The following is a 16313-nucleotide window of genomic DNA, read 5'->3' on the forward strand; positions in this document are numbered from 1 at the left end:
CCACCTCCCCAAAGGGCAGGTACCGAACTCAGGCGGCGCGCTCGGCGAATTCCTGCATCGCCCGCTCGACGTCGACGCGCGTCGGCAGGCTCGCCTCGTTGCCGAGGTGCTGGATCGCGTGGGTGGAGGCGCCGCGGGCGAAGGCGAAATGGTCGGCCCACGAGCCCTCGGGGTTGGCGAGATGGGCGTAGACGTAGGCGCCGTGGAAGATGTCGCCCGCGCCGTTGGTGTCGATCACCATCTCGCCCGGGATGGCGAGGGAGGGCATGTGGCGCGCCTCGCCGGTCTCGTCGTACCAGAACATGCCGCGCTCGCCCATCGTCACGCCGCCGACGCGCACGCCGCGGCTCTTGAGATAGTCGAGCATCTCGGAGGGCGAGAGGCTCATCTGCTCGCACAAGCGCTCGGCCACGACGGCGACGTCGATGAAGCCCAGGAGCTCGTGCGTGTTGGTGCGCAGGCCGCCGCCGTCGAGCGAGGTGAGGATGCCGGCCTCGCGGCAGGTCTTGGCGTAGTGCAGCGCCGCGTCCGGCTGGTGCCCGTCGAGATGGAGCGCGCGGCAGCCGCGCAGGTTCAGCGGGGGGAAGGGATGCAGGAAGTCGTCGTCGCGGCAGCGGACGATGGCGCGTTTGCCACCCTTGGGCATGATGAACGACAGCGAGCTCTCACGCACCTTGCGGTGATGAACGCTGATGCCGTAGCGCGCCGCCATGTCGATGAACATGCGCCCGAGCCAGTCGTCGGCGACGGTGGCGAGGAGGTCGGGGGCGATGCCGAGCTTGGCGCAGCAGAAGGCTGCGCTCACCGCATTGCCGCCGAAGGAAATGGCGTAGTCCTGAGCCACCGTCTTCTCGTCGCCGGTCGGCAGATGGTCCGTGACGAAGGTGACGTCGATATAGGCCTGCCCGATGAACAAAGCTTCCAACGGCCGCTCTCCTGATGGTCGTACGGGGATCGGTGCGAGCGGAAGGGATCACGGGCGGCGCCCGCGCGCAAGAGGGCAAGCGCGGGTTTCGGCGCGTTTTTGAAACGCTTCAGACGATTGGTCGTGCCGACGCGCGCGCATGCGGGACGTCGACGCGGCTGCGTCGACGTCCCGGAGGCTCGGGGGGCATGACGTGTCGCTCGAGCGATCGTCAGCCGACGAGCATGGCCATGGCCGGCACGGCCAGGACGAGGCCGGTGGTGATGCCGAGCGCGAGCAGCTTCTGGCCGCGCTGGCTGACCGAGGCACGCACGCGCCGCGCCGCGGTGGAGGCTTCCATCGTGCGCCCGTTGAGGCAGGAGCACAGAATGCGGTGGGCATCGCCCTCGGACAGGCCGAAGAACGCCACGCCGTCGCCGAGGCGATCGCTGGCGAGGCCCTGGCTGCGCAGGACCGGATCGGCGAAGGCGACCGTGAGCGGGGACTCGTCGGCACGCATCAGGTGACGGGTCTCCCGGGGCTGGAACTCGATATCGCCCAGCGAATACAGCCGGCGGCGGGGCTCCGCCTCCAGCAGCTCGACCCAGCGCTCGAGACGCTCGCGACGGGTCAGGACCTCCTTGGGAGGCTGATACGCAACATCGGCAACGCTACGGAGTTGTTCAACACGCTTGTGTTCCATCGAACTCTCCTCTGGCGACGGTACGGTGCCTATGCGGACGCCGACCTCCGTTGCGGGTCGAGAATTCAACCTGTGCCGTTTGGCGAAAGTTCGGCGCTCTCGAACAACGAAGCCGCCGGACGAAAGATCCGATCGAAAACGTCCCTTCGTGAGACGATTTCGGGACCCGAGCGCCGGCGCGCGGCGCCACATCGTTGCGGGGTCAGGGCGTCTCGATGGCGAAGGTCGCGGCCGCGACGAGGAACACCTCGCCCGCGACGACGCCGGCGATCATGGAGCGCCTCGCGAGGAAAAAGGCGCCGAGCCCGAAAAGGATGGCGCCCAGGCGCGCCCAGAGCGGCACCAGGACGAGCGCGCCGCTGGGGAAGACGAGGAGCTTGGCGACGACGGCGGCCAGCAGCGTCGTTGCGACGGCGCGCACGAAGACGAGGATCTCTGCGTTCTCGTCGAGCCCCCGCGACAGGAAGACGCCGAGCACGCGCCAGACCTCGCTCGGGAGGAAGCCGAAGACGATCAGCGCGAGATAGGGCGCGAGCCCCGCGCCGACGATGGCCTCGATCCCGCTCACGCCTTCCTCCTGCGCCGCGCGCGCCCTGCGAGATAGGCGATGGTGCCGCCGACGAGCCCGGTGAAGAGGAGATCGAAGTCGCGCCCCACCAGATGCCCGAAGAGGGGTGCGAGAAGGAAGCCCAGCACGATGGCGGTCACGTCCACCGCCGTTCGCGCGCCGGCGGCGAGGGCGATGGTGAAATAGACCGGCGTGATGAACAGGAGCCCGGAGGCGAGCGGCGCCGGCAGAGTCCCGGAGAGGAACCAGCCCACCCCGGTCAGCGCCGTCGTCGTGAGGATGCAAGCGTTGGCGAAGCCGAGATAGTAGGGCAGCCGCTCCTGCGCCGGCATGCTCGGCAGGCGCCTTAGGCTCTCCACCCACACCGTCACGGCGATGTAGTGGGCGATGGCGATCTGCGCGAGGAGCCCCTGGCCCGGCCGGCGCAGCAGCGGCATCAGCGCGATGGTCATCGGCAGGAAGCGGATCGACGAGAGGCAGATCGCGGCGGCGATGAGCGGTAGCGCCACCCCCGCAGCGAGCGAGCCGAAGAAGACGACCTGAGCGGGGCCGGCCCAGATCAGCAGTGTCGAGAGCATCGTCGCGCCGAGCGGATAGCCGACGCCCTGGGCGAGCGAGCCGACGCCCACGAGGGCGAAGCCGACGACCCAGGCTGGCAGCGCCAGCGCGTCGCGCGCGCCGCGCCAGACGAGGCTATGCGTCGCCGCAGCGGGTCCGGCGTCTGGCGCGGGCTCAGCCATCGCGCCGTGCCCGCGCAGCCAGCCGTCGGCGCTCGATGTGCTTGGCGATGCGCAGATGCCGGGCGATGGCGTAGTTCATCGCCGTCAGGAACCCGTAGACGCCCCGCACCGCGTGGCGGCGCCCGACATAGGCCTTCAGGAAGGCGGCCGGAAACTCGACGAAGACGCGCCAGGCGGGGATCGTCTTGCCCCGCGCTGCGAGATCGTCCGCTTGGCGATCGGAATAGGCGTTGAGCTTGGCGATCTGGTCGCCGAGCGAGCGCACCGAGCGGTGACGGATCGTGCCCTTCAGCGCGCCGACGCGCGCGCCGGGGAGGAGATCCACGCGATCGTGCACGATCGAGGCCGAATAGCGCCCGCGATCGCGCCGGTAGAGCCGCACGGGTGAAAGCGCGTAGGCGAGGGGATGCACGTCCTCCTCGCCGGGGAAGACCTCCGCGATCCGCGTGGTGTAGGCGTCCTCGGCCGGCACGCCCCCTTCGAACAGCCGGCGAATGTCGGCGACCATGTCGGGCGGCACCACCTCGTCGGCATCGAGGTTGAGGAGCCAGGTGTTGCGGCACTGCTCCTCGGCGAAGCGCTTCTGCGGTCCGTAGCCGGCGAAGTCGTTGTGGATCACCCGCGCGCCCTTGGCCTCGGCGATCGCCTGCGTCCCGTCGGTCGAGCCGGAATCGACCACGATCACCTCGTCCGCGAGCCCCGCGACGGCATCGAGCGTCGCGCCGATGCGATCGGCCTCGTCCTTGGCGATGACGAAGATCGAGAGGGGCAGCGGGGGTGGGAGGGAGGGCGAGAGGGAGGGCAAGGGAGCGTTCCGGCCTCGGGGCCGCCGAGATCGGGGCGGTCACCCTTGCTAGACAATGCGGCGTGCGGGCTCAAGCGCACGAGCCGTGCGCATCCTGCAATGCAGGTCGCCGCCATCGCGCGCGGCCGGCGTTCGGCGAGGGGCGCCGGAGGCCGATGCGGGGGCGACGTTGATTTTGTCCCCCGCCTCGCGCAAGGTGCGCCTGCCTCGCAACGGAGCTGCGTCTTGCCCACCGTGTCTCATGGCGCGCGCGACGCCCTGCGCGCGACCCTCGCCCTGATCGCCGTCGTCGTCCTCTCGATCGCCGGTCTCGCGCCGTCGGCCGCCTTCGAGACGAGCGCGAAGCAGGCCTATCTCGTCGACGTGGCGACGGGCACCGTGCTCTTCGCGCAGAACGCCGACGAGCCCATGGTCCCCGCCTCCATGGCGAAGATCATGACGGTGGAGACCATCGCCGAGGAGATCCGCCAGGGCCGCCTCGACGACGCCGACACGTTCGTCGTGTCCGAGAACGCCTGGCGCAGGGGCGGCGCGCCGTCGGGCGGCTCGACCATGTTCGCGGAGGTCGGCAGCGAGATCGCGCTTCCCGATCTCCTGCGCGGCATCATCGTGCATTCGGGCAACGACGCCTCCATCGCCGCGGCGGAGGGGATCGCCGGCTCCGAGGAGGCGTTCGCGCGGATGATGACGCGCCACGCCCGCGAGATCGGGCTCGAGCGCTCCGAATGGCGCAACGCCACCGGCTACCACGATCCCGAGCAGGTGACGACGGCGCGCGAGCTCGCCGACCTGACGCTGCACCTCATCCGGGAATCGCCCGAGATCTACGCCATCTTCGGCGAGGAGAGCTTCGCCTGGAACGGCATCACCCAGCGCAACCGCAACGATCTCCTGACCATGAACATCGGCGCGGACGGGGTGAAGACCGGCTTCCTCTCCGAATCCGGCTACGGGCTCGTCGGCTCGGCCGTGCAGGACGGCCAGAGGCTGATCGTCGTCGTCAACGGCCTCGACACCGCGCGGGAGCGGGCGAACGAGGCGCGCAAGCTGCTCGAATGGGGCTTTCGCGCCTTCGAGCGCAGGCGGCTCTTCGAGCCGGGCGAGGTCGTGGGCGAGGCGCAGGTCTTCGGGGGCGCGAGCCCATACGTCGCGCTGACGGCGAGCCGTCCCATCGAGATCCTGCTCCCGCGCGGCGACGACCAACGGCTCTCCGCGCGCATCGTCTACGAGGGCCCGCTGATGCCGCCGGTCGACGCGGGCGTCCCGGTGGGGCGGCTGCGCGTCATGCGCGGGGACGCGCTCGCGCTCGAGGCGCCGCTCGAGACGGCGGAGAGCGTGGCGCGCGGGCCGGTCTCGCGACGCGCGGTCGACGGGCTCTGGGAGCTCGGCGCGGGCGCCGTGCGCCGCGCGATCTTCGGCGATCCGGCGGCCGAGCCGGACGCCTCGTGAGCGAGCGCTCTGCGAGCGGGCGCATGGGGGCGCGCTTCATCACCTTCGAAGGCGGGGAGGGGACCGGCAAGTCCACGCAGATCGCCCGCCTCGCGGAGCGCCTGCGCTCCCGCGGCTACGCCGTCGTGACGACGCGCGAGCCCGGCGGCTCGCCGCACGCCGAGGAGCTGCGCCGCGCCATCCTCTCGGGGGAGGCGAAGAAGCTCGGGCCGTTCGCGGAGGCGCTGCTCTTCGCCCGCGCGCGGCAGGATCATCTCGAGGCGACGATCCGCCCGGCGCTGGCCGCGGGCGCGATCGTGCTTTGCGACCGCTTCGCCGATTCGACCCGCGCCTATCAGGGCGCGGCCGGCTCGGTGGCGACGCCCCTCATCGACGCGCTGGAGCGCTGCGCGGTGGGCGAGACGCGCCCGGATCTGACGTTGATCCTCGATCTCCCGGTCGCGACGGCACTCGCCCGCGCCGCCTCGCGCCGCGAGGGGACGGGCGCGGGGGAGGGGGCCGATCGCTACGAGGGCGAGGCGCTCGCCTTCCACGAGAAGCTGCGGGAGGCCTTCCACGCCATCGCCGCCCGCGAGCCGGAGCGCTGCGTCGTGATCGACGCGTCCGGAGATGTCGAGACGGTGGAGGCGCGCATCGCGGCCGCCGTCGAGCCGCGTCTCGGGCATGCGACGCCGGTGCGCGAAGAGCCCGCCGCGGAACCGGACGTCGTCCATGGCTGACAAGACGCCCCTCGCGGAACCGGACCAGCTCCCCGGCGCACCGCATCCGCGCGAGCGCGACGTGCTCTTCGGCCACGAGGAGGCCGAGCGCGCCTTTCTCGACGCCTACGGCTCCGGGCGGCTGCATCACGCCTGGCTCATCGGCGGGCCGGAGGGGATCGGAAAGGCGACGCTCGCCTACCGCGTGGCGAAGTTCGTGCTCGATCGTGGCGGGCGCACGCCCGAGCCGGTGGCGAGCCTCGACGTGCCGGAGGGTTCGCGCGCCGCGCGGCAGGTGTCGGTGCTCTCACATCCGGGTCTGTTCGTCCTGCGACGCGTGCCCGCCACCGAGAAGAAGGCGGCCTCGACGACGATCCCCGTCGACGAGGTCCGCCGCGCCCTCCAGCTCTTCGGCTCGACGGCGGCGGATGCGGGCTATCGCGTGTGCATCGTCGACGCCGCCGACGACCTGATCCCGGCCTCCGCCAACGCGCTCCTGAAGATGGTGGAGGAGCCGCCGCCGCGCTCGCTCTTCCTCATCCTCTCGCACGCGCCCCAGCGCGTGCTGCCGACGATCCGCTCGCGCTGCCGCAAGCTCCTCCTGCGCCCGCTCGCCGACGATCCGCTCGCGCGCGTGATCCGCTCGCTCCCCGAGCCGATCGGCTCGGCGCCGGACGACGCGCTGTCGACCGCCATCGGCGCCGCCGAGGGATCGGCGCGGCGCGCGATCGCCCTCCTCGACCCCGAGCGCGCGCGCACGGTCCAGACCGTGGAGGGCCTGCTGGCCGCCTTGCCGGCGATCGACTGGCGCAAGGTCGGCGCGCTGGCGGACCGGCTCGCGCGCCGGGGCGCGGAGCAGGACCTGGAGCTCACGCTCGAGACGGTGGAGCGCTGGGCGATCTCCATCGTCGAGACGCGGGCCGGGGAGGGGGCGCGTCGCCTTGCGCCGCTCGTCGAGGTATGTGAGAAGTCCGCCCGCGCCGCCGCCGAGGCCGACACCTACAATCTGGACCGGCGCCCGCTGGTCCTGACCCTCTTCGGGGACCTTGCCGAGGCGGTCCGCGCGACGAGATAGTACAGGGCAGGGCGCTCTCGTCACCTGCCCGCGCGCGAGGATCGACGATGGCCGACAAGAAGCCCTACTACATCACGACGGCGATCTCCTATCCCAACGGCGAACCGCATATCGGCCACGCCTACGAGGTGGTGGCGGCGGACGCCATCGCGCGCTTCATGCGGCTCGACGGCCGCGACGTCTTCTTCATGACCGGCACGGACGAGCACGGGCTCAAGATCCAGCAGACCGCGACGAAGGCGCAGACGACGCCGCGCGCCTACGTCGACCGCATGGCCGGGCGCTTCCGCGAGATGGGGGAGCGGCTCTCGTGCTCGTTCGATCGCTTCATCCGTACCACGGACACGGACCATTACGCCTCCGTCCAGGAGCTCTGGCGGCGGATGAAGGCGAACGGCGACATCTATCTCGGCGAGTATTCCGGCTGGTACTCGGTGCGCGACGAGGCCTATTTCGACGAGGGCGAGCTGACGCAGGCCCCCGACGGCACGCGGCTGGCGCCCACCGGCTCGCCGGTGCAATGGATCGAGGAGAAGAGCTACTTCTTCCGCCTCTCCGCCTATCAGGAGCGACTCCTCGCCCATTACGAGGCGAACCCGGACTTCATCGCGCCGACCGCCCGGCGCAACGAGATCGTGGCCTTCGTCAAGCGCGGGCTCGAGGACCTCTCGATCTCGCGCACCACGTTCGACTGGGGCGTGCCGGTGCCGGACGATCCGGACCACGTCATGTACGTCTGGATCGACGCGCTGACGAACTACCTCTCCGGCACGGGCTTCCCCGATCCGGAGGCGGACCGGGCGAAGTACTGGCCGGCTGACCTGCACGTCATCGGCAAGGACATCACGCGCTTCCATACGGTCTACTGGCCGGCCTTCCTCATGTCGGCGGGCCTGCCGTTGCCGAAGAGCGTCTTCGGGCACGGCTTCCTGCTGGTGAAGGGGGAGAAGATGTCGAAGTCGGTCGGCAACGTCGTCGACCCCTTCAACCTCGCCGACACCTACGGCGTCGACCAGATCCGCTACTTCTTCCTGCGCGAAGTGCCCTTCGGGCAGGACGGCAGCTATTCGCCGGAAGGGATCGCCAACCGGATCAACGCGGACCTCGCCAACGATCTCGGCAACCTCGCGCAGCGCTCGCTGTCGATGATCGCCAAGAATTGCGAGGGCAAGGTCCCGACCCTCGGCGCGCTGTCGGAGGCCGATCGCGAGATTTTGGAGGCCGCGGACGCGCTGCCGCAGAAGGCGCGCGCGGCCATGGGCTCCTACGCCATCCACACCATGCTCGCGGACATCTGGGCCGTGGTGGGCGACGCCAACCGCTATTTCGCCTCGCAGGAGCCGTGGGCTTTGCGCAAGACCGACCCGGCGCGCATGGAGACCGTGCTCTACGTCACGATCGAGGTCCTGCGCGCCGTCGGGATCGCCGCGCAGCCCGCGATCCCGAGCGCGGCGGCGAAGCTGCTCGATCTCCTGGCCGTACCGGACGACGAGCGGATGCTGGCGGACGTGGGGGAGGGCGGTCGCCTCGCCCCCGGCACGGCCCTGCCCGCGCCCGCCCCGATATTCCCGCGCTACGTCGCGCCCGAGCCGGACGCCGCGCCCGACGCGGGGGCGGCGTGAGGACGGTGCGCGCATGCTGATCGACAGCCATTGCCACCTCGACTTCCCGGGGCTCGGCGACGATCTCGACGGCGTCCTCGCCCGTGCCGAGGCCGCCGGCGTCGGGCGTATGGTGACGATCTCGACCTTCGTCTCGAAGGTCGAGACGTACCGCGCGCTGGCGGAGCGGGACGCGCGGATCTTCTGCACGGTGGGCACGCATCCGCACAACGCGGCGACCGAGCCCGACGTGATGCCGGAGACGCTCGTCGATCTCGCGCGTCATCCGCGCTGCATCGCCATCGGCGAGGCGGGGCTCGACTATTTTTACGACAAGAGCCCGCGCGACGTGCAGGAGCGCGTCTTCCGCGCCCACATCGCCGCCGCGCGCGAGAGCGGCCTGCCGCTCGTCATCCACGCCCGTGACGCCGACGACGACATGACCGCGATCCTCACCGAGGAGATGGGGCAGGGGCGTTTCGACGCCGTGCTGCACTGCTTCTCGTCGGGCCCCGCGCTGGCGCGGGCGGGCGTGGAGCTCGGGCTCTACGTGTCCTTCTCGGGCATCGTCACCTTCAAGAGCTCGGACGAGCTGCGCGCAATCGCCCGCTCCGTGCCGCGCGAGCGCATCCTGGTGGAGACCGACGCGCCCTATCTCGCGCCCCAGCCCAGGCGCGGAAAGCCGAACGAGCCGGCCTACGTCGCCATGACGGCGGCCTCGCTCGCCGAGACGCTCGGCATGAGCCGGGATGCGCTCGCGCAGGCGACGACGGCGAACTTCTATCGTCTGTTCAAGAAGTCCGCCGTGCTCGACGGCGTAGGCCAGGACGGGGAGGGGTGATGAGCGCACCCTCGCCTCGCCTCGTGGCGACGATCCTCGGCTGCGGCTCCTCCGGCGGCGTCCCGCGCCCGGGCTCGGGCTGGGGCAAGTGCGATCCGGCCGAGCCGCGCAATCGCCGCCGGCGCTGCGCGCTGCACGTCGCCCGCATCGGCACCGACGGCGAGACGAGCGTTCTCGTCGACACCGGTCCCGACCTGCGGCTGCAGCTGATCGACAACGAGATCAGGCACTTGGACGGCGTGCTTTACACGCACGATCATGCCGACCACACCCACGGCATCGACGATCTTCGCCCGATCGTGATCCACATGCGCAAGCGCATCCCGGTCTGGGCGGACGCGGCGACATCGGCCTCGCTCATCGAGCGCTTCGGCTATTGCTTCCGCACGCCCGAGGGCAGCGACTACCCGCCGATCCTCGAGGAGCGACGCATTTGCGACCCGGAGCCGATCCTCGTCGAGGGCGCGGGCGGGGTCGTCGAGGCGCGTCCGTTCCGCCTGCGCCACGGCTCGCAGGACGCGCTGGGCTTCCGCTTCGGCGACTTCGCCTATGCGCCCGACGTGAGCGTGATGCCGTCGGCGGCCGAGGCGATGCTCGCCGGCCTCGACACGCTGGTGATCGACGCGCTGCGCGACACGCCGCATCCCTCGCATTACAGCGTCTCGGACGCTCTCGCGCTGATCGAGCGCGTGCGCCCGCGCCGTGCGGTGCTGACGAACCTCCACACCGATCTCGACTACGACGCGCTCAAAGCCCGGCTGCCGGCGGGCGTCGAGCCGGCCTACGACGGCATGCGGATCGAGATTTGAGTAACTCATCTCGCCGGTCGGACGACGATTGGTGCGCAGCGCGAGTGCGCCTATAATCGCGCCTCACGCGGAGGATGTTCGTCATGGCCACGGCAAAGATCGTGAGATCCGATCACGGGCAGACGGTCGAGCTGCCCGAGGGCATCTCGTTCAGGTCCGAGGAGGTGGAGGTCTTCCGCCGCGGGGACGAGGTGGTGCTCAAGGAGCGCGACAGGACGTTGGCCGAGGCCTTCCAACTCATCTCCGACCTGCCTCTGGACGAGGATCGGATCGATCCGCCGCCCCAGACGCGAGACCACGATCGATGACGGGCTTCATGCTCGACACGAACATTTGCATCCACATCCGGCGATCGCGAGATCCGCGGGTTCTCGCACGATTCCAACAGCTTTCCGTCGGCTCGGCGGTGATGTCGGTGATTACGTTCGGTGAGCTGCGGCTTTATGTCGAGAAGGCTGTCTCGGATGTACAGGAGGCACGCCTCACGAAGCTGATTGCTCTGGTCCCCGCGTTACCCCTGGGTCCCGATGTAGCGATCGCATACGGCCGCATCCGCGCCGATCTCGAGCGGCGAGGCGCCATGATCGGCGGCAACGATCTCTGGATCGCGGCTCACGCTCTGTCGCTCGGGCTCACGCTCGTGACGGCGAACGTGCGCGAGTTCGAGCGCGTCCCGGACCTCGTCGTGGAAGATTGGACGGCCTGACGCTCAGCTGCATCGCTAATTTGGTTCCATAATATATCTTATGCGTCTCACAGGCGTAGAGCTGCGGGGCGATTTTCACTCCCCCGCTCCGTAACGGCGGCGCAGTTCCAGCCAGCCCGGGCCAGCCAGGCGATCGAGGAAGGCGCGGTCGAGCGTCTCGACGAGGCTCGAGCCTTCGGGCGCCGCGACCGTGACGTGGAGCGGACGGATGCGCGTTTCCTCCACGACGAGCCGGCCACTCACGGCGGCCGACAGCGTGGGCGCCGGTCCGGCGAAGGCGTCGAGCCGTCCGCTGCGGACCGCCTCCAGCCCGGCCTCCACCGTATCGACCGGCTCGTGGGCGATGCCGGCATCGTCGAGAAGCCCGGCGACGGCGCTGCCGGGAACGACGCCGACGCGCTCGCCACGCAGGTCCTCGGGCAGCACGATGCGCTGCGTCCCGTCGCCGACGCCCGCGAGCGTCACGAGCGACGCCGTCAGCGCCGCCGAGACGACGAGGCCGACGAGCATCCAGATCATGGCGACGGCGCGCCCGGCCAGCGTGACCGGCGCCTTGTCGCCGTAGCCGATCGTCGTGAGTGTCACGCCGGCCCACCAGAAGCCGTCGCCGAGCCCGCGTACGATCCCGGGCGAGAACTGCGTCTCGTTGCGGCGCCGCTCGATCACCCAGATGATCGCGCCGACCACGAGCAGGAGCACCGACAGCGTCGCGACGATGATCAGGAACTGCACGCCCAGGAGATTGCGCACCACCTCGAGGATGCCGTTCGTGCGCATCCGCGCGACCCCGACGGGCGCCGCCTCGATGGCGACCGTGAGATCGACGGCGCGTTCCGCCTCGGCGCTCGCGACGAGCGGCAGAGCCAAATCGAAGCTGCCGTCCGCCACGCCCTGCGCCAGCGCCCTGCCCTGCGCGGCGACGAGCTCGTAATCCAGGCCCAGCTCCTCGGCCGTCATGCGCCACAGATCGACCGCGGCGCCGGACCAGGCGCCGTCCTCCATCGCGATGGCGTAGGGCGGCATCTCGGCGATGCCGACGACGAGCGTCTCGCGTTCGGGCGAGACCGGCGCGGGCGCGACCGGGATCGGCATGAGCGGCGGGGGATCGGCGGTAAGCGTCTGCGCACCGACCCGTGCGGGCACCGAGGCTGCGAGGAAAGCGAGGAGAAGGGCGAGAGCAGCGAGGAGAGGAGGCACGGCGGCGTCTTGGTTTCGCGGGCGCCCATGCGGCCCGCCTGCCGTGAACCGCCCGGCCGGCGGAGCGGTTCCGGCCGCGCTCCTCCCGTCACCCTCTGCGGGGCCCCTGCCCTCGCGCGACGCCCTCAGCGCCCGGGACCGTCCAGGACGAGGATGGTCGGGCGGTCAGGCAGACGGTCCCGCGACAGGATCACCGACGCCGCGCCGGCGCGCGCGATCTCGAAATGCGGGCTCGCGGCCTCGAGGAACTGCTCCAGGCGCCCTTGCGAGAAGAAGTGCATCGGCACGACGAGGCGAGGGCCCATGCGCCGCAGCGTCTCGATCATGCCTTGGGTGTCGAGCGTGTAGGAGCCGTCCACCGGCGCGAGCGCCACGTCGACCCGCCCGAGCGCGACGAGATGCTCGGGCTCCAGCACGTGGTGCAGGTGCCCGAGATGGGCGATGCACAGCCCCGCCGTCTCGACGACGAAGATCGAGTTCTCGTCGTACTCCGTGCCCATGCCGGAGCGGGTGTTGGTCGTGACGTTGCGCACCCGCACGTCCCCGACCTCGACATCGTGCTCGGCGGGGCCGCCTTCGGGATTCCAGCCGCGCAGGACGTGTGCGATGGCGGGGTCCGGCGCGACCGAGAAGTGCGTGCGGTGCGCGCGGTTCATGGTGGCGATGGTGGGGACGCGGTCGGGGCGGACGTAGTCGTTGTAGTCCGTCGCGACGCTCACGCCGCCTGCGCTCTCCACGAGGAAGGTCGCGTGCCCCACGAAGGTGAGCGCCGCCTCGTCCTCGGCCAGCGCGGCGCGATGGATCAGCGAGCCGAGGCCCGCGAGCATGGGCGGGCAATTGCGAAGGGGATCGGCCGCGTCCTGCGCGGCCACGCCCGTGGGAGCCGCGAACGCCATGCCGATCGCGAGCGCGAGGCTCGCGATGCGCTTCGGGAAAGGTCGAGCACTCGTCATCCGCGCCTCCGTCCATCGCCGATCGGTCGAGGATGACGGAGGGACGGGAGCGATCAATCGACGAAAGCGTGAGCGCGACGCTTTGCAGCAGCCGCGTTTCACGGGGCCGTATGCGCGCATGCAAGCGCGGGGAGCGGGCTCGGCCACGCTCGTTCGTCGAACCGAACGAGGTCCCGTGCGGCTTCATGAGCCGAGCTCATGAAGTCTTCTACCCCGCGAACACGCCGCCCTCGGCGCGGGACAGCCGCCACGGCAGGCCGGGCTCGGCCTCGATGGCCTCGGAGGCGCGCAGGCGGCGCGTGCGGCCGCCCTCGGCCACCTCCTCGATGGCGACGAAGCCCAGGATCTGGAGACGCGCGGCGACCCGCTTGGTCGCGACGTCCTGCGCCTCCACGTCCAAGCTGCGCGTAGCGAAGACGGCATCCATCAGCCGCTTCTGCAGATCGCGCGAGCGCAGGTGGGAGGGGACGAGAGCGGGGCGGAGCGGAAAGGGAACGAGGGTCGCGGAGGGACGCTCGGTGGCGGCGGCGGGCGACGAAAGGGGCATGCGGACGCAACTCGACTTGAACTTCGGGGCCTCGGGCCGGCGGGCCTTCGACTCGGGTACCTCGTCAAACTGAGCCGGTCGCGTTAAGGACGGGTGAACCATGATCGGGAGCCCGGCACGTGACCCCATCCAAGGACATCGATCGTCTCCTCGCCATCATGGCCGCTCTGCGCGACCCGGAGACGGGCTGCGCCTGGGACGTGAAGCAGACCTTCGAGACCATCGTCCCCTTCACCATCGAGGAGGCCTACGAGGTCGCCGACGCCGTCGAGCGCGGCGATCTCGCGGATCTGCGCGACGAGCTCGGCGACCTTCTGCTCCAGGTCGTCTTCCACGCCCGCATGGCCGAGGAGGCCGGCGCCTTCGCCTTCGGCGACGTGGTCGAGGCGATCACGACGAAGCTGATCCGCCGCCATCCCCACGTCTTCGGCGAGCGCCGCACCCGCTCGCCCGAGGAGATCAAGGCTCTGTGGGGGGAGATCAAGGCCGCCGAGAAGGCCGAGCGCGCCGCGAGCCGCGGCGAGCGGCCCGCCCGGCATCTCGACGACGTTCCGCGCGCGGCCCCTGCCCTCACGCGCGCCGACAAGCTCACCCGCCGCGCCGCCAAGGTCGGCTTCGACTGGACGTGCACCGAGGACGTCATCGCCAAGATCCGCGAGGAGCTGGCGGAGGCCGAGGAGGCGATCGCCGCCGGCGACAGGGCGGCGATCGCCGACGAGATCGGCGATCTGCTGTTCTCGGTGGCGAACCTCGCCCGCCATTGCGACGTCGATCCGGAAGCGGCGCTCTCCGGGACGAACGCGAAGTTCACCACCCGCTTCGCCGCGATCGAGGACGCGCTCGCCGCGCAGGGACGCACGCTGGCGGAGGCGTCCCTCGACGAGATGGAGCGGCACTGGGTGGCGGCGAAGACGCCGCGCTAGCCCTCACGCCGCGCGGCGTCGCGCCTTCGGGAAGCGCTGGAGCAGGCGCGGCTCCTTCTCGGAGGCGATGCGCACGAGGAAGTCGATGCGATCCTCGTGGTCCTGCCGCTCGAAGATCTCCGCCTGCTCGTAGAGCCAGTTGGCGCCCGCGCCGTCGGCGGGGTCGAGGGAGACGGTGTAGGTCGGGCGGCCCCGCGCGATGCGATCCTCGACGACGCGCAGAAGCTCGTCGATCCCCTCCCCCGTCGCGGCGGAGACGAGCGCCGGGCGCTCGGCCGGGTCCATGCGGGCGATGATCGCCTCCAGCCGGGCCCGCTCGTCGGCGTCGATGAGGTCGGCCTTGTTCCAGACCTCGATGATGCGCCCGCGATCCTCCGGATCGATGTCGAGATCGCGCAGGACCTGACGTACGTCGTCGGCCTGCGCCTGCGTCTCCCCGTGGGAGACGTCCCGCACGTGCAGCAGCACGTCGGCCTCGATGACGTCCTCCAGCGTCGCGCGGAAGGCGGCCACCAGCATCGTCGGCAGGTCGGAGATGAAGCCCACCGTGTCCGACAGGATAGCCTTCTCGCCGTGCGGCAGCTCGATCGCCCGCGAGGTCGGGTCGAGGGTCGCGAACAGCATGTTCTCGGCCATGACGTCGGCGCGGGTCATGCCGTTGAAGAGCGTGGACTTGCCGGCGTTGGTGTAGCCGACCAGCGCGATGATGGGATAGGGCACGCGCCGACGCGAGGTGCGATGGAGCGCGCGCGTGCGCGTCACCGTCTCGAGATCACGCTCGATGCGGGTCATGCGCTCCTGGATCTGGCGGCGATCCGCCTCGATCTGCGTCTCGCCGGGGCCGCCGAGGAAGCCGTAGCCGCCGCGCTGGCGCTCGAGGTGGGTCCAGGAGCGGACGAGGCGGCTCTTCTGGTAGTTCAGGTGGGCGAGCTCGACCTGAAGCGTGCCCTCCTTGGTGCGGGCGCGCCGCCCGAAGATCTCCAGGATGAGGCCCGTACGGTCGATGACCTTGGCGCCCCATTCCTTCTCGAGGTTGCGCTGCTGGACCGGCGAGAGCGCGCAATCCATCACGACGAGACGCACGCCGTGCGCCTCGATCACGCCCTTGATCTCCTCGACCTTGCCCTTGCCGAGAAAGGTCGCCGGTCGCGGCGACGCGATGGCGGTGACGACCCCGTCAACCACGTGGAGATCGATGGCGCCGGCGAGGCCGATGGCCTCCTCCAGCCGCGCCTCGAAGGCGCGCGGGTTCGGCGCCGGGCCGTCCCCCTCCCCGCCCGAGCGGCGGCGCGTGAGATACGGCCCGAGGACGAGCGTAGGCGTCCCCGAGGCGACTTCCTTCTCGGGCTCGGCGAGCCGCTGGAGCCTCTCCTCGCCGGGCGTATTCGCCTCTGTCACGAATCAGCCTTTCTCGGCGCCCTCGTCGTTCTGCTCGAACAGCTGGATCGGGTGACCCGGCATGATCGTGGAGATCGCGTGCTTGTAGACGAGCTGCGAATGTCCATCACGGCGCAACAGGACGCAGAAATTGTCGAACCAGGTGACGACGCCTTGGAGCTTCACGCCGTTCACGAGGAAGATGGTCAGTGGGACCTTGTTCTTGCGAACGTGGTTGAGGAACGTGTCCTGAAGGTTCTGCGCGCGCTCGCCCGCCATGAGTTTGCCTCGTCACCCTGCCGCCGCCGGTCTTGGGGTCAGGTGCCTCGAGAGATTAGATCGGCCGCCCGACGACGGCCCTGAACCGGCACTCCCATTACAGATGCGAGGCGGCGACAAGGCAAGCCCCCCGAACGT

19 protein-coding genes are annotated in these 16313 nt (G+C 70.5%); 9 read left to right on the forward strand and 10 right to left on the reverse strand.

From position 1 onward, the window contains the following. Positions 1–28 precede the first annotated feature (28 nt). The 5 genes from IEX89_RS19400 to IEX89_RS19420 all read right to left on the reverse strand — a co-directional run bounded on the left by IEX89_RS19400 (position 29) and on the right by IEX89_RS19420 (position 3720). Entirely contained in the window at positions 29–925 is an 897-nt protein-coding gene (locus IEX89_RS19400) for a sugar kinase (RefSeq protein ID WP_188914920.1), read from the reverse strand. A gap of 211 nt (positions 926–1136) precedes the next feature. Further along, positions 1137–1607, reverse strand: coding sequence for a hypothetical protein (locus IEX89_RS19405; RefSeq protein ID WP_188914921.1), 471 nt, complete (start codon positions 1605–1607; stop codon positions 1137–1139). 202 nt (positions 1608–1809) lie between these two features. After that, a complete protein-coding gene (locus IEX89_RS19410) occupies positions 1810–2175 on the reverse strand; it encodes an AzlD domain-containing protein (protein ID WP_244645583.1) in 366 nt (121 codons plus the stop codon). Then, the gene (locus tag IEX89_RS19415; RefSeq protein ID WP_188914922.1) at positions 2172–2915 is read right to left on the reverse strand and encodes an AzlC family ABC transporter permease; all 744 of its coding nucleotides are present in this window, start codon (positions 2913–2915) and stop codon (positions 2172–2174) included. The genes IEX89_RS19410 and IEX89_RS19415 overlap by 4 nt, the downstream gene beginning before the upstream one ends. Further along, positions 2908–3720 (reverse strand): glycosyltransferase family 2 protein, encoded by an 813-nt coding sequence (locus IEX89_RS19420; RefSeq protein WP_188914923.1) that lies wholly within the window; start codon positions 3718–3720, stop codon positions 2908–2910. Before IEX89_RS19420 ends, IEX89_RS19415 begins: the two co-directional genes overlap by 8 nt. Before the next feature lie 234 nt (positions 3721–3954). On the opposite strand from IEX89_RS19420, the gene IEX89_RS19425 reads away from it, so the two are divergent. The 8 genes from IEX89_RS19425 to IEX89_RS19460 all read left to right on the forward strand — a co-directional run bounded on the left by IEX89_RS19425 (position 3955) and on the right by IEX89_RS19460 (position 10899). Further along, complete coding sequence (locus IEX89_RS19425) at positions 3955–5169, forward strand: D-alanyl-D-alanine carboxypeptidase family protein (RefSeq protein WP_244645594.1); 1215 nt, start codon at positions 3955–3957, stop codon at positions 5167–5169. 23 nt (positions 5170–5192) lie between these two features. Beyond that, positions 5193–5888, forward strand: coding sequence for a dTMP kinase (tmk, locus tag IEX89_RS19430; protein WP_188915041.1), 696 nt, complete (start codon positions 5193–5195; stop codon positions 5886–5888). Beyond that, complete coding sequence (locus tag IEX89_RS19435) at positions 5881–6942, forward strand: DNA polymerase III subunit delta' (protein WP_188914925.1); 1062 nt, start codon at positions 5881–5883, stop codon at positions 6940–6942. Before tmk ends, IEX89_RS19435 begins: the two co-directional genes overlap by 8 nt. A 47-nt stretch (positions 6943–6989) precedes the next feature. Next, positions 6990–8564 (forward strand): methionine--tRNA ligase, encoded by a 1575-nt coding sequence (gene metG / locus IEX89_RS19440; protein WP_188914926.1) that lies wholly within the window; start codon positions 6990–6992, stop codon positions 8562–8564. Positions 8565–8577: 13 nt separating this feature from the next. Beyond that, positions 8578–9384 (forward strand): TatD family hydrolase, encoded by an 807-nt coding sequence (locus tag IEX89_RS19445; protein ID WP_188914927.1) that lies wholly within the window; start codon positions 8578–8580, stop codon positions 9382–9384. Then, positions 9384–10193: an MBL fold metallo-hydrolase gene (locus tag IEX89_RS19450; protein WP_188914928.1), complete on the forward strand. Its 810-nt coding sequence runs from the start codon at positions 9384–9386 to the stop codon at positions 10191–10193. Before IEX89_RS19445 ends, IEX89_RS19450 begins: the two co-directional genes overlap by 1 nt. A gap of 83 nt (positions 10194–10276) precedes the next feature. Beyond that, entirely contained in the window at positions 10277–10501 is a 225-nt protein-coding gene (locus IEX89_RS19455; RefSeq protein ID WP_188914929.1) for an antitoxin, read from the forward strand. Continuing rightward, positions 10498–10899, forward strand: coding sequence for a type II toxin-antitoxin system VapC family toxin (locus IEX89_RS19460; RefSeq protein ID WP_188914930.1), 402 nt, complete (start codon positions 10498–10500; stop codon positions 10897–10899). Before IEX89_RS19455 ends, IEX89_RS19460 begins: the two co-directional genes overlap by 4 nt. A 75-nt stretch (positions 10900–10974) precedes the next feature. Here IEX89_RS19460 and IEX89_RS19465 read toward each other — a convergent pair whose 3' ends face one another. The 3 genes from IEX89_RS19465 to IEX89_RS19475 all read right to left on the reverse strand — a co-directional run bounded on the left by IEX89_RS19465 (position 10975) and on the right by IEX89_RS19475 (position 13596). Further along, positions 10975–12096, reverse strand: coding sequence for an ion channel (locus IEX89_RS19465; protein ID WP_188914931.1), 1122 nt, complete (start codon positions 12094–12096; stop codon positions 10975–10977). Between the two features lie 125 nt (positions 12097–12221). Further along, positions 12222–13049, reverse strand: coding sequence for an MBL fold metallo-hydrolase (locus tag IEX89_RS19470; protein WP_188914932.1), 828 nt, complete (start codon positions 13047–13049; stop codon positions 12222–12224). Positions 13050–13257: 208 nt separating this feature from the next. Continuing rightward, the gene (locus IEX89_RS19475) at positions 13258–13596 is read right to left on the reverse strand and encodes a hypothetical protein (RefSeq protein ID WP_188914933.1); all 339 of its coding nucleotides are present in this window, start codon (positions 13594–13596) and stop codon (positions 13258–13260) included. A gap of 119 nt (positions 13597–13715) precedes the next feature. Between IEX89_RS19475 and mazG the strand changes: the two genes are divergently transcribed. Continuing rightward, positions 13716–14519 carry a nucleoside triphosphate pyrophosphohydrolase gene (mazG, locus tag IEX89_RS19480; protein ID WP_188914934.1) on the forward strand — a complete coding sequence of 268 codons (804 nt, stop codon included), beginning with the start codon at positions 13716–13718 and terminating at the stop codon, positions 14517–14519. A 3-nt stretch (positions 14520–14522) separates the two neighbouring features. On the opposite strand, the gene hflX is transcribed toward mazG, so the two are convergent. Beyond that, positions 14523–15917: a GTPase HflX gene (gene hflX / locus IEX89_RS19485; protein ID WP_188914935.1), complete on the reverse strand. Its 1395-nt coding sequence runs from the start codon at positions 15915–15917 to the stop codon at positions 14523–14525. 3 nt (positions 15918–15920) lie between these two features. Continuing rightward, entirely contained in the window at positions 15921–16175 is a 255-nt protein-coding gene (gene hfq / locus IEX89_RS19490) for an RNA chaperone Hfq (protein ID WP_188914936.1), read from the reverse strand. Between the last annotated feature and the right edge of the window lie 138 nt (positions 16176–16313).

It is taken from the genome of Salinarimonas ramus (assembly GCF_014645695.1).
Lineage (GTDB): Bacteria > Pseudomonadota > Alphaproteobacteria > Rhizobiales > Beijerinckiaceae > Salinarimonas > Salinarimonas ramus.

Bases quoted from the DNA above. Each gene is read 5' to 3' on its own strand.
- IEX89_RS19405 (WP_188914921.1), bottom strand. From the start codon at position 1,607: ATGGAACACAAGCGTGTTGAACAACTCCGTAGCGTTGCCGATGTTGCG.
- IEX89_RS19415 (WP_188914922.1), bottom strand. From the start codon at position 2,915: ATGGCTGAGCCCGCGCCAGACGCCGGACCCGCTGCGGCGACGCATAGC.
- tmk (WP_188915041.1), top strand. From the start codon at position 5,193: ATGGGGGCGCGCTTCATCACCTTCGAAGGCGGGGAGGGGACCGGCAAG.
- IEX89_RS19435 (WP_188914925.1), top strand. From the start codon at position 5,881: ATGGCTGACAAGACGCCCCTCGCGGAACCGGACCAGCTCCCCGGCGCA.
- metG (WP_188914926.1), top strand. From the start codon at position 6,990: ATGGCCGACAAGAAGCCCTACTACATCACGACGGCGATCTCCTATCCC.
- IEX89_RS19445 (WP_188914927.1), top strand. From the start codon at position 8,578: ATGCTGATCGACAGCCATTGCCACCTCGACTTCCCGGGGCTCGGCGAC.
- IEX89_RS19450 (WP_188914928.1), top strand. From the start codon at position 9,384: ATGAGCGCACCCTCGCCTCGCCTCGTGGCGACGATCCTCGGCTGCGGC.
- IEX89_RS19455 (WP_188914929.1), top strand. From the start codon at position 10,277: ATGGCCACGGCAAAGATCGTGAGATCCGATCACGGGCAGACGGTCGAG.
- IEX89_RS19460 (WP_188914930.1), top strand. From the start codon at position 10,498: ATGACGGGCTTCATGCTCGACACGAACATTTGCATCCACATCCGGCGA.
- IEX89_RS19470 (WP_188914932.1), bottom strand. From the start codon at position 13,049: ATGACGAGTGCTCGACCTTTCCCGAAGCGCATCGCGAGCCTCGCGCTC.
- IEX89_RS19475 (WP_188914933.1), bottom strand. From the start codon at position 13,596: ATGCCCCTTTCGTCGCCCGCCGCCGCCACCGAGCGTCCCTCCGCGACC.
- hfq (WP_188914936.1), bottom strand. From the start codon at position 16,175: ATGGCGGGCGAGCGCGCGCAGAACCTTCAGGACACGTTCCTCAACCAC.